Origin of the sequence: Endozoicomonas sp. NE40, assembly GCF_040549045.1 — a bacterium.
Lineage (GTDB): Bacteria > Pseudomonadota > Gammaproteobacteria > Pseudomonadales > Endozoicomonadaceae > Endozoicomonas_A > Endozoicomonas_A lisbonensis.
On the sequence record NZ_JBEWTB010000002.1, the window covers coordinates 4,144,955 to 4,160,491 of the forward strand.

11 protein-coding genes are annotated in these 15,537 nt (G+C 50.9%); 9 read left to right on the plus strand and 2 right to left on the minus strand.

What is annotated here, in order from left to right:
- Nucleotides 1–29: 29 nt before the first annotated feature.
- On the plus strand, nt 30–923 hold the full coding sequence (locus V5J35_RS19825) for an NAD(+) kinase (RefSeq protein ID WP_354008793.1): 894 nt from the start codon (nt 30–32) through the stop codon (nt 921–923).
- A 56-nt stretch (nt 924–979) separates the two neighbouring features.
- Complete coding sequence (locus V5J35_RS19830) at nt 980–1,858, plus strand: rhomboid family intramembrane serine protease (RefSeq protein WP_354008794.1); 879 nt, start codon at nt 980–982, stop codon at nt 1,856–1,858.
- A gap of 136 nt (nt 1,859–1,994) precedes the next feature.
- Here V5J35_RS19830 and V5J35_RS19835 read toward each other — a convergent pair whose 3' ends face one another.
- On the minus strand, nt 1,995–2,645 hold the full coding sequence (locus V5J35_RS19835) for a hypothetical protein (protein ID WP_354008795.1): 651 nt from the start codon (nt 2,643–2,645) through the stop codon (nt 1,995–1,997).
- 65 nt (nt 2,646–2,710) lie between these two features.
- Nucleotides 2,711–4,483, minus strand: a complete 1,773-nt coding sequence (locus V5J35_RS19840; protein WP_354008796.1) for a trans-sulfuration enzyme family protein — start codon at nt 4,481–4,483, stop codon at nt 2,711–2,713.
- A 90-nt stretch (nt 4,484–4,573) separates the two neighbouring features.
- On the opposite strand from V5J35_RS19840, the gene V5J35_RS19845 reads away from it, so the two are divergent.
- The 7 genes from V5J35_RS19845 (at nt 4,574) to V5J35_RS19875 (ending at nt 15,518) form a co-directional block, all read left to right on the plus strand.
- Nucleotides 4,574–4,840: a YeaC family protein gene (locus V5J35_RS19845; protein WP_354008797.1), complete on the plus strand. Its 267-nt coding sequence runs from the start codon at nt 4,574–4,576 to the stop codon at nt 4,838–4,840.
- Nucleotides 4,841–4,961: 121 nt separating this feature from the next.
- Entirely contained in the window at nt 4,962–5,762 is an 801-nt protein-coding gene (locus tag V5J35_RS19850; protein ID WP_354008798.1) for a DUF2797 domain-containing protein, read from the plus strand.
- A 61-nt stretch (nt 5,763–5,823) separates the two neighbouring features.
- On the plus strand, nt 5,824–8,466 hold the full coding sequence (gene pepN, locus V5J35_RS19855) for an aminopeptidase N (RefSeq protein ID WP_354008799.1): 2,643 nt from the start codon (nt 5,824–5,826) through the stop codon (nt 8,464–8,466).
- A 192-nt stretch (nt 8,467–8,658) separates the two neighbouring features.
- Entirely contained in the window at nt 8,659–10,671 is a 2,013-nt protein-coding gene (locus V5J35_RS19860; RefSeq protein ID WP_354008800.1) for a DUF1302 domain-containing protein, read from the plus strand.
- Between the two features lie 21 nt (nt 10,672–10,692).
- Nucleotides 10,693–12,072, plus strand: a complete 1,380-nt coding sequence (locus tag V5J35_RS19865) for a DUF1329 domain-containing protein (RefSeq protein ID WP_354008801.1) — start codon at nt 10,693–10,695, stop codon at nt 12,070–12,072.
- 25 nt (nt 12,073–12,097) lie between these two features.
- Nucleotides 12,098–13,129 (plus strand): WD40/YVTN/BNR-like repeat-containing protein, encoded by a 1,032-nt coding sequence (locus V5J35_RS19870; RefSeq protein ID WP_354008802.1) that lies wholly within the window; start codon nt 12,098–12,100, stop codon nt 13,127–13,129.
- A 13-nt stretch (nt 13,130–13,142) separates the two neighbouring features.
- Entirely contained in the window at nt 13,143–15,518 is a 2,376-nt protein-coding gene (locus tag V5J35_RS19875) for an efflux RND transporter permease subunit (RefSeq protein ID WP_354008803.1), read from the plus strand.
- The last annotated feature ends 19 nt before the right edge of the window (nt 15,519–15,537 follow it).

Below are 15,537 nucleotides of genomic sequence, written 5' to 3' on the forward strand. Positions count from 1 at the left end.
CGCAAGGCTCTGAACGGTAAGTGACACCTATGGAACCATTCAAGCGTATCGGGGTAACCGGCCGTCAGGGACGATCTCATATAGAAAAGACCCTGCAACGCCTGACCGACTTTCTGCAGCAGCGGGGCATTGAAGTCCTGCTGGACGAGTCTATCGCCTATCTGTTACCGGGACATCCTTACAAAATGTGCGCCCGGGCTGATATGGGGTCGTGCTGTGACCTGGTCATTGTGGTCGGGGGGGATGGCAGCCTGTTGGGCGCTGCCAGAGACATGGTACCCCACGGCGTGCCACTGCTTGGGGTAAACCTTGGGCGGCTGGGTTTTCTGACAGATATCCTGCCGGACGAACTCGAACCTCAGCTTGAAGAGGTGTTGCAGGGGAAACACCGTCTTGTACACCGTTTTCTTCTGGACGCCTGTGTTATCCGCGATGGCAAGACCATCGGCAAAGCCGATGCCCTTAACGATGTGGTACTCCATCCGGGGCAGTCAACCCGGATTATTGAGTTTGAGCTGTATATTGATAATCAGTTTGTCTACCGTCAGCGTTCAGACGGACTGATTATTGCTACTCCGACCGGGTCGACGGCTTATGCGTTATCCGGTGGTGGTCCCATCATGCACCCCAAGCTGGATGCGATTGTTCTGGTACCCATGTATCCTCATATGCTGACCAACCGCCCACTGGTGGTCGATGGCAACAGCGAGATGCAGCTGGTGGTTCATCCTGACAACACGATTCATCCTGTGGTCAGCTGCGACGGGCAGGTCGAGATCAATCTGCAGCCGGGCGACATTATTTCTATCAGGAAAAAGCCGGAGCCTCTGAAACTGTTGCATCCGGTCAATCATGATTTTTATGAAGGCTGCCGTTCCAAACTGCGATGGCATCCCCATGAAATAACCGTTGATGAAGACTAATCATTAACAGCCCACTGCTTTCAGTGGGTTTTTTCATAGATGAGCAAGAGTAAATTATGTACAGGGCTCTGGTGATACCAGGACATAAAGATTTAAGTCCACTGTCTTATTTTTTATACCGGCAGGGGCTGCCCCATAAAATCACGGAAGAAGCCGGACAGCTGGTTATATGGACGGCCACTGAAGAGCAGGGCGAAGTTGTCAAACAGGCTTACAATGACTGGGAAGCCGGTTTGTTGCAACTGGAGCAGGCACCTGCCCGGCAGGGCGTTAATGTCGAAGGCATTATTAAAAGCATTCCCTGGCGAAGTTTTCCGGTGACGATGCTGTTTCTGGCAGCCTGTCTGGCCGTGGCGGTTTTGACCCAGCTGGGTGAAAACATTGGCATGGTCAGCCATTTTACCTTTGTCAAAATCAAGGTGACCGGGCCATACGCCTATTTTGCCAGCCTCGCTCAGACACTGGATTCCGGCGAATACTGGCGGCTGCTCAGCCCGATATTCCTGCATTTTGGCATTATTCATCTGGCGTTTAATATGCTCTGGCTGTTTGATCTGGGACGACGTATTGAATATCGTCAGGGCGGGTTGCATCTGTTTGGTATTGTGATGGTGACCGGGCTGTTGTCTAACATTGCCCAGTATGTTTTTGGCGGGGATGCGACAATATTCGGTGGTTTCTCCGGCGTGATTTATGGTTTTCTAGGCTACTGTCTGGCGCGTGAAAAAATTGATCCGCGTTGTCAGTTTGGTGTGCCTCCAGCCATTTACGGCTTTATGCTGGTGTGGCTGGCGATAGGTTATACCGGTATTCTGGGGGCTATTGGTTTTGGTAACATGGCTAATGCAGCTCATTCCGGCGGGCTGGTGTCGGGCCTGTTGATTGGCACTCTGGCGGGGGTGTTTTTACGCAGGTTTGAAGATTCAGAGTACTAATAAATAGAGTACTAACGCTGAAGCTGAGAAGGGTTAACAGGCCTACCTCGAACCGGGCGTGACCGTCATGCCCGGAACTCCACTGCCTGGAACAAAGACACTATTTAGGGGCGCTATCAGTTGGTTAGGGGCGCTATCAGCTGGAAAGGAAATCGCTACAGTCATCGGTAGGCATGCCAGCGCTATCCGTCATTTTTGAACACTCCAGTTCGATCATACGAAGTCTTTGGCACCATTGACTTGCGGGTACGTGAGTGTCGTCAGTCGTGTATATTTCCTTGCCTTCAAGCGACCAGTAATTCGACTGCAATGTGACCATCGGAGCGTACATGTCCAGCCTGCAATGTATATTGAACCAGGCATCGCATACCCAGAACTCATCATTTTTGAACTGTTCAAACTCGTTTAGTGTTAACTTGCCTTGCAATCGGGGCTCGTTGGCCAGCACTAGAAATGCATGTAAATCATGGTTCACCAGCCATATATTTGGAATCTTCGTATCGATGCCGAACTTGAGGGCAATACAGGTGTATTCTTTACAGTTACCTGCCCTCTCATTCGGATTCATGGAGTGTAAAAGCAATACCGTATCAATATTATCGCGACGATGCCTTAACCTGGGTATCAACGCAGCGGCTCTGTCAGAAGCGTTAATACGCCTCTGTCTTCTTGACGGAAGCGCAGTTCCCAAATAGCGGGAAAAGGTCTTATTCGATGTTTTTAAGGACCCTTTAAAAAAGTTACGGGTATAAGTTAGCATCAGTTGTGCATTGGTCATCTCATTCATGAGCCTGTGGCCCCCGTGTCAGAAGGGGTGTTGCCTTTTTCTGATCAGGGCTGACTTGCACCTGACTACTGCTGCTCCAGGTGTTTTTCATGCACCGACAGATGAACGCTTCTGATCAGCTCTTCAACCTTTTCTCCAGGCATAAATGAATCGGAGAAACCCGTTGATACCGGATCAATATGCAGTTTTGCACAATCCCTGAAATGGCTGATCAGGTCTCTGGGGTTTTCATCGCCCATAGCAATCCGGATGGTGGTCAGATGAATATGGGCCTCGCTCTGGGCCTGTTCATCCAGCTCTGAATGGGAAGTCAGTGCCGGGCAAAGTACCAGTGTATTACTCTGCCCAAGGCTGACCATGTGTCCGAATACGGGCTCCATGGCATCGAAGAAGCGGACAAAAGCTTCTCTTGGCAGGTTGGCCTGTTCCATATCAATGCTGAACAGCGGGCTGGGCAGACCCAGATAAAGGTTCTTCTGACACAGCTCCCGGTTTGGATGATCTTTCAGACCGTGGCTGTTCACGTTGATCATCGGATGACTGTCGAGGAACTCGGAAAACACCAGTGTGTTGATGCACTTGTTCAGCATCCGGTTTTCCAGGGTCTTGATACCATTAATGACCTCAATCGCCTTGTCGGCGTCCAGAAAAGCACCTTTGATGTAGTACACATCCCAGAACAGGGTCTGGTCCCAGTTGATGCCATTATGCTGGTGGCCTTTGGGAAGGAACATCCGGCAGGACTCTCCGATCACTCCGCCAGCGGTGGTGGAACCTCCTCCGGAAATATCCTTGGTGTAGCTGTGAATGACCCAGTCCGGGCGACAGGCTTTGTCCGGATGGCGCAGGGGACGGCTGAGGAACGGTGTTGCCAGTGTTGAGTCGAGCATGACCAGATGATTATGCTGGTGGCTGATACGGCAGATTTCCGGAACATCCAGCACATAGCCGTGGGGGTTGCAGGGGGACTCCAGATAAACAAACAGACGCTTGCCCTTGTTGAGCGCCTGCTGGTGCTGGCTGCGAACCGCTTTCATACGTTCTGCAAATTCCCCACCAGAGTAACCGTCAAACCATTCCAGCTGAATATTCAGACGGTCAGTGCGTGCGTAATAATCATTGATCAGCTGAAAGGTGCCACCATAGACATTGCGGGACGCCAGCAGGATATCGCCATGGCGCAACTGGTTGCTGAGCAGGCCGTCAATGGCGGCCATGCCACTGTTGAAATTCCACGCCATGTAGTCTGCGGCGTATTTTCCGGCTTCCAGCGCAACGATGGTATTGGCGAGCGAAATAGAAGTTGGGTTCAGCAGGCGGGAGTATATCGGGTGCGTACTTTCCATGCCTTTAAAAGCGTCTTCCACCCATTCTGTACAAGCGTATAGATAAGTAGCCGTGCGAACGATGGCCGGGGTAGCGGAAAACAGCGCGCCGACATTGGCAAACAAGGGGTAGTCACCTTTGACTGCCCGACTGCTGACATCCATATTCAAAGCCTGATAACTGGCTCTGAGGCTGGGCTGAAGGGTGTCAATCAGTTTGGCAAGCTGAAAACACAGGAATTTTTTAGCGTTGAAGTAACTGATGCGGTCCGTTTGTGGCAAACTGTCAAGGGTGTTGTTCAGGGCTTCCACCTGGTTCAGTTCGCCAAAGGTCTGATACAGGTGGGTGGTGGCCTGCAACAGAGCCTGACCGTATTCTGAGCCGGGGTCTATGCCAAAGTGCAGTAACTGTTCCTGTGCCAGCCCGTGTGCATCCTGACATTGGGTTGAATTTCGAACCGGTGACAGTCTTTGCAAAACCGACGGTTGCAAAACAGAAGGGTTTGTTGCCATTGGAGCCCCTTGATGGTTGTCATGATCACTGAATCAGCTTTGCATCAATCGGTCTGTCTGACAAGGCAAGGGTAATAATAAGAGGTCAATATGCAGTTAACGGACTTTCTTGAAATAATGAATCCTGATCTTTATCAGGTATTGAAACAGTCGGTTGAATTAGGGCGCTGGCCTGATGGCAAAAGACTGTCCGAACAGGAGCGGGAAGCCAGCTTGCAGGCACTGATTGCCTGGGAGTTTGAGCATCTGCCTGAAGATCAACGTACTGGTTATATGCCGGTCAGTTGCAAAAGTAGTCAGAAACCGGTGCAGACAGAGGACGAACCTGCCAGCATCCTGCGTTTCAGGGATGGCTGAGCAGTTTCATGGATTAAGAGAGAACTCGATAGTGGCAGATGGAGTAGTTGTGTCAAATAAAGCAGCAGGATCAAATAAAGCAACAGGGTCAAATAAAGCATTGACCGGAAACCTGCGGAAAATGGTTTCTGAATTACAGGGAACCGTCGTCTATCAGTTGCCGGTTGGTGATGACCTGATCACGATGAACGACCTGATCGGACGCAAAATTGTTCTGGACTATCAGGGGGTGATCAACTGTTGTCACTGTGGACGCAAAACGAAAAAGAGTTTTAGCCAGGGTTACTGTTACCCCTGTTTTAAAAAACTGCCTCAGTGTGATACCTGCATTATGAGTCCGGAAAAGTGCCACTACCATCAGGGAACCTGTAGGGATGCCCAGTGGGGGGAGCAGTTCTGTATGACCGACCATGTGGTTTATCTGGCGAACTCTTCCGGCCTGAAAGTAGGCATTACCCGGGCAACGCAGATACCTACCCGCTGGATTGACCAGGGCGCGACCCAGGCCATGCCATTTATGAGGGTGTCCACCCGTCGGCAGTCCGGTTTGCTGGAAAGCCTGTTTAAGGAGTTTGTTGCAGACCGTACCAACTGGCGAGCCATGCTGAAAGGCACTGCCGAGCCTCTTGATCTGGCGACTTCTGCACAGGAACTGATGGACATGAACCGTTCCCGTATCACTGCTTTGCAGGAACAGTTTGGCATTCAGGCGATTCAGCCGGTTGAGAAGCCGGAAGTGATTGAAATTCACTACCCTGTGGAGCACTATCCCACCAAAGTTACCTCATTGTCGTTTGACAAAACACCTTCCGTGGAAGGCGTGCTGCAGGGTATTAAAGGGCAGTATCTGATACTGGATACCGGTGTATTGAATATTCGCAAGCATACGTCGTATCAGGTCCGTGTCACGACTTGCGCATAACTTATTTATGAAGCCTGTTGGACTTGATCGTCCAACAGGCTTCCGTGATCAGGAATAAACGATGAAAGACGCACAACCCCGCACCATTTACCTGAAAGATTATCAGGCACCTGACTACTGGATTGATACCACCCATCTGACCTTTGACCTGTATGAGGACCATGCACTGGTCACTGCGGTTTTACAGATGCGCCTGAATGATGACATCGGCTGTGGCGGTGCTTTGCCTGCCCTGGTGCTGCATGGTGAAGAGCTTGATCTGGTCAGCCTGCACCGGGACGGAGAGGAGCTGGAAAGTGACCAGTTCCAGCTGGCAAAAGGTACCCTGACACTGCCTGTTGAGCAGCCGCGTTTCCAGTTACAGATCGTGACCCGTATTCGGCCTCAGGAAAATACGTCGCTGGAAGGCTTGTACAAATCCAACGGTATGTTCTGTACTCAGTGTGAAGCCGAAGGTTTCCGCAAGATCACTTACTATCTGGATCGTCCTGATGTGATGTCTGTGTTTACCACCAAAGTCATTGCCAGTCAGGCACGTTATCCGGTATTGCTGGCGAACGGTAACGCCATTGATCAGGGTGAGCTGGAGAACGACCGTCATTATGTTACCTGGGAAGATCCGTTTAAAAAGCCGAGCTATCTGTTCGCGCTGGTGGCGGGTGATCTCGAATGTGTTGAAGATCACTTTACCACCATGAGTGGTCGGGATGTGACACTGCGGATTTTCACCGAGTCCCACAATATCCATAAGTGTGATCACGCCATGGTGTCCCTGAAAAAGTCCATGAAATGGGACGAAGAAGTGTATGGCCGGGAATACGATCTGGATATCTTTATGATCGTGGCCGTGGATCACTTCAATATGGGCGCCATGGAAAACAAGGGGCTGAATATTTTCAACTCGTCCTGTGTGCTGGCAAGCCCGGAAACGGCTACCGATGCCACTTACCAGCGGATTGAAGCCATTGTTGCCCATGAGTATTTCCATAACTGGTCCGGTAACCGGGTGACCTGCCGGGACTGGTTCCAGCTGAGCCTGAAAGAGGGCTTTACCGTTTTCCGTGACGCTGAGTTCTCTGCGGATATGAACTCCCGTGGCGTAAAGCGGATTCAGGACGCCTCACTGCTGCGTACTGCCCAGTTTGCCGAAGATGCCGGACCGATGGCACACCCGATTCGTCCAGAGTCGTTTATTGAAATTTCCAACTTCTACACCCTGACGGTTTATGAAAAAGGCTGTGAAGTGGTGCGAATGATTCATACCCTGCTTGGGGCAGACCAGTTCCGCAAAGGCACCGACCTGTACTTCGAGCGTCACGATGGCGAAGCGGCTACCTGCGAAGACTTTGTTAAAGCCATGGAAGACGCTTCCGGTGTTGACCTGACCCAGTTCCGGAACTGGTACAGTCAGGCAGGTACGCCGGTGATTACGGTCACAGACCGATACGAGGCGGATACGGGGGATTATCATCTGACCATCGCCCAGAGCTGCCCTGCGACACCGGGACAGGAGCATAAGCAACCGTTCCATATTCCGGTAGGGCTGGCTCTGCTGGATGAACAGGGTGAGCTGTTGCCATTGAATGCAGAAGGCATTCATGCAGAAGGCGATAAGGAAAAGGTTCTGTCTATTAAACAGACAGAAGAAACCTTTGTCTTTAAAGGTTGCAAGAGCAAGCCCCTGCCTTCACTGCTGCGAAACTTTTCGGCACCGGTACGTGTTCGCTATGACTACAGCAAAGACGATCTGGTGTTCCTGATGAAACACGACACTGACAGTTTTAATCGCTGGGATGCCTGTCAGCGTCTGGGGGTAATGGCGATCGAGCAGCTGGTTGAGCAATCAGAGCAAGCAGTTGACCCGCAGCTGGTGGATGCATTCGGTGCCGTGATTGCCGACCCTGAACTGGACTTTGCCGTTAAGGCAGAAATGCTGTGCCTGCCCAGTGAAGCGAGTCTGGCGGAGCAGGCTGAGGTGATTAAGCCTCTGGCGATTGTGGCGGCCCGTAAAAAGGTGAAGCAGGCCATTGCTGAAGCTCACTCAGAGGCACTGCTGGCCTTGTATAATGAGCTGAGCTACGAACGTGACTATCGACCTGAAGCCACTGATATTGCCGAGCGAACCCTGAAGAATGTCTGTCTGGGTTATCTGGCAGCGGAGGATGACGCGGAGTGTCTGCAACGGTTGGCAGAACAGTATAACGATGCCTCCAATATGACGGATCGACGGGCTGCCCTGGGCTGTGTTGTGGATGCACGCCATCGTGATGAGCGTCTGGTTGAACGGGTGCTGACCGATTTTTATGACCGTTATAAAGACGACGCTAATGTAATGGACGACTGGTTTGCAGTGCAGTCCTCCAGTGCGGAACTGGGTACTGTGGAGAAGGTAAAGGCATTGATGCAGCATGACAGTTTTGACCCGACGAGTCCGAACAAGCTTCGTGCGCTGATCGGTGGATTCACCCGCAATATGACTCACTTCCACACGGCAGGTGGTGCCGGTTATGAGTTTCTTGCGGATCGGGTGATTGAGCTGGATAAACAGAATCCGCAGGTGGCCTCCCGTGTCATGATGCCTTTGACACGCTGGAAAAAATTTGAACCTGCCGCCAGTGGCTTAATGAAAAAAGCGCTGCAACGAATCAAGGCTGTACACGATCTTTCCACTGATGTGTATGAAGTAGTGAACAAAAGTCTTTAATTGATTATTAGCCGGCAGACTTGCATTTGCTGGTTAAATATTGGACTCTGAGGTCTGGTGCAGGAATACCGTGTTATCGGATGAGTACTTCTGCACCTCTCACCTTAGAGAAGACGTGATGTAGCCGTAAACAAAAAGAGGTAGCTGTAACCAAAATAAAAATAAAAACACATGACAGGGAGTCAGCACACCATGATGCCCGGACGCACACCGGCTTTGCGAATAGCCCCGGTTCAGGCTGGCTTTTCGCTAGCAGGACTGTTACTCGCCTTTCCTTCTTATTCCCTTGAATTTTCTGATGAGTCAGGCTCCATGACCGGCGCCCTGGATACCACTTTGTCTTACGGTACATTGTGGCGGGTACAGGGGCAGGACCTGAAACATTACAAGGGCAGCTCAACCGCTGACCATGATGATGTCAACACCAACGATGGCAACCGGGCTTATGATACCGGGGTGGTGTCGCAGGTGTTCAGAATCTCCGCTGACCTGGAGGTAGACTGGGAAGATCAGTATGGACTGTTCATCCGGGGTACCGCATTTTACGACACCCGGATGATGGATCGTCACAACTACTGGCTGGATGCAAACCGTGGGCGTTCGCCTGATCAGACAGATACCTATCCCTATGGTGATGACTGGTCAGAGGATGTACTGGACGGGCAGGGGCATGATGCCAAAATTCAGGATGCCTATATTTACGGAGCCTGGGATATTGGCGATATGCCACTGGATGTGCGTTTTGGCAAACAGGTTATCAACTGGGGAGAGGGAATTTTTTACCGGGATGGCATTAATACCGTTAATGCATTAGACGGCGCTTCCTTTGCATTACCGGGGTCGGAAGTGAAGGACTTGCTGATTCCGCAACATGCCCTGTCTTTCCGGCTGGGCGTCACCGATAACCTGTCCATGGCAGCCTATTACCAGTTTGAATGGGAAAACTCTGTAACGCCGGGGCGGGGGACTTTTTTCAGCACCAATGATCTGTTTACGGATGGGGGGACCAAGGGGTATAACGAGGCACCTGCATTGTTTGAACAGGTAAGAAGAGGCTGGAATGCATCAGCTGGCGGCGCATTGGGTGATTTTTATGATATTACTGGCGTCAATGTCCATAGCGGCTATCTGGTTGTCGCTGATACATCCGGTGAAAAAGATGCAAGTGATAATGGGCAATGGGGAATTAACTTTAAATATTATGCCGAGGAGTTAAATGACACTGAATTTGGATTTTATTTTGTAAATTACAACTCCCATACACCTTACATTGAAGCCCACTTAAGTGATAACGCCGGTTCTGATGCACTGTCAGCAGTTACGGGCGGAAATAACCCGACACTTCAGGCGGCTCTGGATCAGTATTATAGTGGTATTGAGGCATCAGGGCTTGCTTCTAAAACAGCAGTGATCCAAAGTCTGGCGACTGCTCATGTATTGTCAAACAGTGTTTATGCTACACGCGTTTACCCTGAAGATATACAAATGTACGGCTTGAGTTTTAATACCGCCATTGGAAGGTCGTCGATAGCAGGAGAGCTTGCTTACAGACCCAATGCGCCAATCTGGATTGATCACCCTGATGACTTAATTGATGGTGTAAAGGATAACATAAGGAATATTTTGTCTGGCAGTGACTGCTTTGCAGGAAATTTATCACAGGCTTATCCGGATCAGGGGTATTGTCAAAGCTCAGGTGCCTATAAAAATTTTAAAGAAGTTAAATTATGGACGGGTTCGTTAGCGATCGTGCATAACTTTGGTCCATCGCTTGGTTTTGACGGATTGTATGGCATCGTTGAGCCTGCCTTTGAGCTGATTCAGGGGCTGGATGATTATGACCGACATGTTTCTTCAGCTTCAGGTCCATGGGGAGGTGGATTTGACGACGACTACCACCCAGCCAGCGACCGTCTCGACAAATTCAGCTGGGGCTACACGGCAGTTCTTTCAGGGGAGTGGCATGACTTTATTGCCGGTATCAACCTGAACCCTGTCCTGACCTTCAAGCATGATGTCAGTGGTAACTCACGGCTGACTGGTAATTTTCTGGAAGGTCGTAAGGCCGTCACTATGGCGCTGAGGGGTGTTTACCTGAATACGGTAGAAGCTGGTCTTGCCTATACCTCATTCTTTGGCTCAAAACGAACCAATAAGTTACACGACAGAGACAATGTTGCATTTAGCGTGAAGTACTCCTTTTAAGCGACGGATTGCAGGGATTGAATGATGAATAACAATAAGACCATTGCCTTTCTGGCCTGCGCCCTGATGATCGCTGCCAGCTGTCAGCTCAGGGCGGCGGTACCTGAGTCTGAAGCACGGCGTCTGGGTAAAGACCTTACCCCCATTGGTGCCGAGAAGGCTGGTAACAAAGAGGGCAGCATTCCGGCATGGAACGGAGGTATTAAAGATGCGCAAATCCCCGGAGACTTTAAACCGGGCAGCCATTATCCGGACCCGTTTCCTGATGACAAACCACTGTTTACCATTACCGCAAGCAATGTTGACCAGTATAAGGACAAACTGACAGCAGGACAGATTGCCTTGCTGAAGGCTTATCCGGAAACATTCAACATGCCGGTGTACAAGACCCGTCGTACAGCCAGGCAGCCTGTCCGGATTTATAATAATACCCGTAAAGCAGCGACGAGAGCTCAGTTGCTGGCTGAGGGCAAGGGTTTTTCCGGTGCTTATGATGCTTACCCATTTCCGATTCCTCAGAATGGGCTGGAGGCTCTGTGGAATCACATAGTGCGTTATCGTGGCGAGTATGTCGTACGACGTGCGTCAGAGGTAGCCGTGCATCGTAATGGTGCTTATTCATTGTCGACTTCCCAGCAGGAAGCCCTGATGAACTACAACCTGCCCGGTGGATCCGAAGCGACTCTGGATAATATTATTGTCTATTATCTTGCGTTTACGCGCTCACCGGCCCGGTTGGCAGGAGGTGCGGTGCTGGTTTATGAAACCCTTGACCAGATTAAGCAGCCACGGCAGGCATGGGCCTACAATGCCGGGCAGCGGCGGGTGCGCAGGGCGCCAAACCTGTCTTACGATACCCCCATTACGTCGTCAGACGGGCTGCGCACAGCAGACGACACCGATATGTATAACGGAGCGCCAAATCGTTATGAATGGAAGCTGCTGGGCAAGAAAGAAATCTACATCCCTTACCATAATTACCGGCTGGTCAGCCCGGATGTAAAGTATGACGACCTGTTGATGATCGGCCATGTCAATCCGGAGTATACCCGCTATGAGCTGCACCGGGTCTGGGTGGTAGAAGGCACCTTGAAGCCCGGTGCGCGTCACATCTATTCCAAACGGGTGTTATACCTTGATGAAGACAGTTGGGGCGCAGCAGTGGTGGATCAGTATGACGGACGAGGTGAGTTATGGCGTAACAGTATGGCTTACCTGATCAATTACTACGATCGGCCAACAGTATGGACCGGTTTGGATGTTTATCATGATCTTCGCTCCCGTCGCTATCATGCCCAGGGGCTGGCGAATGAAGAAGCCCAGTTTGTCAGCTTTGACAGGCCAATACCTGACTTGAAATACTTTAAGCCTTCTGCCCTGCGTCGGCGTGGAAGACGTTAGCGACACAAGACAGAAGAGGACTAGCATGACCAAACTCACCAGCCTGCTGGTGTTTGCTATGTTGCTTAGTGGTGGTTTGCCTGCAGTCAGTCAGGCTTCAGGCGACTCCATTACAAGCAAAGCCATTTCAGACACTGCCATTAAAGAACGCTATTCCGTTATATCCAGCAAGGCTGCCACTTCGCTGCTGCTGGATATTACCCGTCTGCCAGACAGTGAACGGCTGGTGGCTGTGGGAGACCGGGGGCATATACTTTTTTCCGATGATGATGGCCGTTCCTGGCAGCAGTCCCGGGTGCCAACGATTCAGATGCTTACAGCGGTGGCCTTTCCTTCCAGAAGAGTGGGCTATGCCGTTGGCCACGACAACCTGATCCTGAAGTCAGAAGATGCCGGAGAGAACTGGCAACGGGTTTACCGGGATATTGAAATGCAGGCCCCCCTGCTGGATGTCTGGTTCCAGAGTGAACAGCGCGGCTTTGCGGTAGGCGCCTATGGCACGATATTGAGTACCGTCGACGGTGGTAAAACCTGGGCCGATATTCGTAACAGCATCGACAACGAAGAAGAGTTTCACTACAACGGTATTGCCAGTGATGGACTCGACAACCTGTACCTTGCCGGTGAGGCGGGCATTCTGTATCGCTCTGCTGATGCGGGTGAAACCTGGAGTACATTAACCGGCCCCTATGAAGGCTCTCTGTTTGGTGTCAGTGCCAGCGGTGATGAGGTGATCATTCATGGGCTGAGAGGTAATGTGTTCCGCAGCAGAAATAACGGGGAGTCGTGGCTTGCGCTTTCTTCAGGGACTGAAGACACTCTGTTCGGATCTCTGTTGCTCGATGATGGCAGCAGCTATCTGGTGGGTACTTCCGGCACTGTTCTGTCGGGCTTGACCGGTCGCTGGCAAATTACCCACCGTGAAGACCGAATGCCACTGTCAGCATTGGCTGAAGCCTCAGACGGTGCCATTGTTGTTGTTGGACAGGGAGGCGTTAAGAGAATGAATAAAAACGTCGATATGGCCCTGGCTAATAAGCGGCGTTTTATGCAATAAAGGGACTCTCACAATGCTGTCGAAAAGATCCGGTAATGTTGAGTCAACCCCGGAACGAATGATCTTCCACAACCGGACCAAGGTGTGTGTATTTTTTGTTCTGGCCACTTTATTCCTGACCTGGAAAATTGTCACCGGCCTGAAGGTGGACGCCAGCTTTGAAAAGATGGTGCCTGTGCAGCACCCTTATATTCAAAACATGTTTAAGCACCTGCAAAGTACAGGGGGAGGCAATGCCGTCCGTATTGCTGTGGCAGCCCGGGAAGGGGATATTTTCTCAGCTGAATATATGGAAATTCTGCGCCAGATAAACGACGAAGTGTTTTATCTTGATGGTGTCGATCGTCCTAAGTTGAAATCTCTCTGGTCTCCGGGTGTTCGCTGGACCGAGGTAACAGAAGAAGGCTTTGCTGGTGGTCCGGTAATTCCACAGACCTATGATGGTTCCCGTGCCAGCCTGGATGAATTGCGCACCAATATTTTGCGTTCCGGTCAGGTAGGGCAGCTGGTGGCAAACGATTTCAGGTCCAGTATTGTCAGCATCCCACTGTTTGAAACAGACCCTGAAACCGGCGAGTGGCTGGATTACAAGGCACTGTCAGAACAACTGGAGCAGTTGCGCAGCCAATATACGGAATTGGGCGTCAATATCCATATTGTTGGTACAGCCAAAGTCTTTGGCGACCTGTTTGAAGGAGTTCAGTCTATTGTACTGTTCTTTATTGTTGCCATTGTGATTACGGCGTTGTTGCTGTTTTTGTATTCCCGCTGTTTGCGCAGCACGCTTATTCCATTGATTACTTCTCTGGTGGCTGTCGTCTGGCAGATGGGGCTGCTTGCTACGCTTGGCTTTGGTCTTGACCTGTACTCCCTGCTGGTACCGTTTCTGGTGTTTGCCATTGGTGTCAGTCACGGTGTCCAGATCATTAACAGTATTGGCGTGGAAGCCGCAGCAGGTGCTGATAAGGTGACTGCTGCCCGTCGTGCATTCCGAAGTCTCTATATTCCCGGTATGGTCGCGCTGGCATCCGATGCCATCGGTTTCCTTACCTTGCTGATTATTGAAATACAGGTTATTCAGGACCTCGCTCTGACAGCCAGTATTGGCGTTGCAGCTATCATTATGACCAACCTGGTGCTTTTACCGGTGCTTATGTCATACGGTGGAACCAGCCAGAAATCTATCAATCGAATCCGGGAGCGCCAGCATAATGACGGTGGGGTATGGAGCCTGTTATCGAACTTCGCCCACCCCAGAGTTGTGCCGGTTTCTGTTGTCATTGCTTTACTGGGATTTGGCTGGGGGCTATACCGGGCAGCAGACCTTGAAATAGGTGACCTTGATCCCGGAGCCCCTGAATTCCATCCGGATTCCCGCTATAACAAAGATAATTTATTCCTGACGTCTAATTATTCGACCAGCGCCGACCTGTTTGTTGTCATGGTGGAAACCGGGGTTGAGCAGTGTTCGACCTATCCGGTTATGGAAGCGATAGACCGCTATATGTGGCATATGGAGAATGTGCCGGGTGTACAACAGGCATTGTCGATGGTGACGGCTTCCAAGCAGGTTGTTAAGGGGTTAAATGAGGGAAGCCTTAAATGGCAGGCGCTGTCCCGCAACCCTTATGTTCTTAACAGTTCGGTGTCTACCCTGAGGGGGCTTTATAACAGTGACTGTTCCATGGCACCGGTGGTTCTTTACCTTGATGACCATAAAGCCGACACCTTGTCGCGGGTAGTGGCTGAAACCAAAGCCTTTGCTGACGAGAATAATAATGAGAATGTGCAATTTGTTCTGGCCAGTGGTAACTCAGGCATTGAAGCCGCCACGAATGAAGTCATCTCTCTGGCTCAGAACCAGATGTTGATGTGGGTGTACCTGGTGGTCAGTATCCTCTGCCTGCTAACCTTCCGCTCTCTGCGCGCGGTCTTCTGTATAGTGATTCCTCTTGGGTTGACCTCGGTTCTGTGTCAGGCACTGATGTCCTTCCTGGGGATCGGGGTGAAGGTTGCGACGTTGCCTGTGATTGCACTGGGAGTTGGCATTGGTGTGGATTATGGCATCTATATATACAGCCGTCTGGAGAGTTTCCTGAAACAGGGGCTGCCCTTACAGGAGGCTTACCATAAGACCTTGCAGATTACAGGCAAGGCGGTGACATTCACTGGTATCACTCTCGCTATTGGTGTCGGGACCTGGATATTTTCCCCGTTGAAGTTCCAGGCAGATATGGGGATTCTGCTGACCTTTATGTTTATCTGGAATATGGTTGGTGCGATCTGGCTGTTACCAGCTCTCGCCCGGTTCCTGTTGAAGTCGGAGAGTTATGTAGAAAAAACGGAAGCCAGTGACCGGGAAGGAAAGCTGACCGGTTCTACTGCGTAATATTCTTTGACTTGTAGGT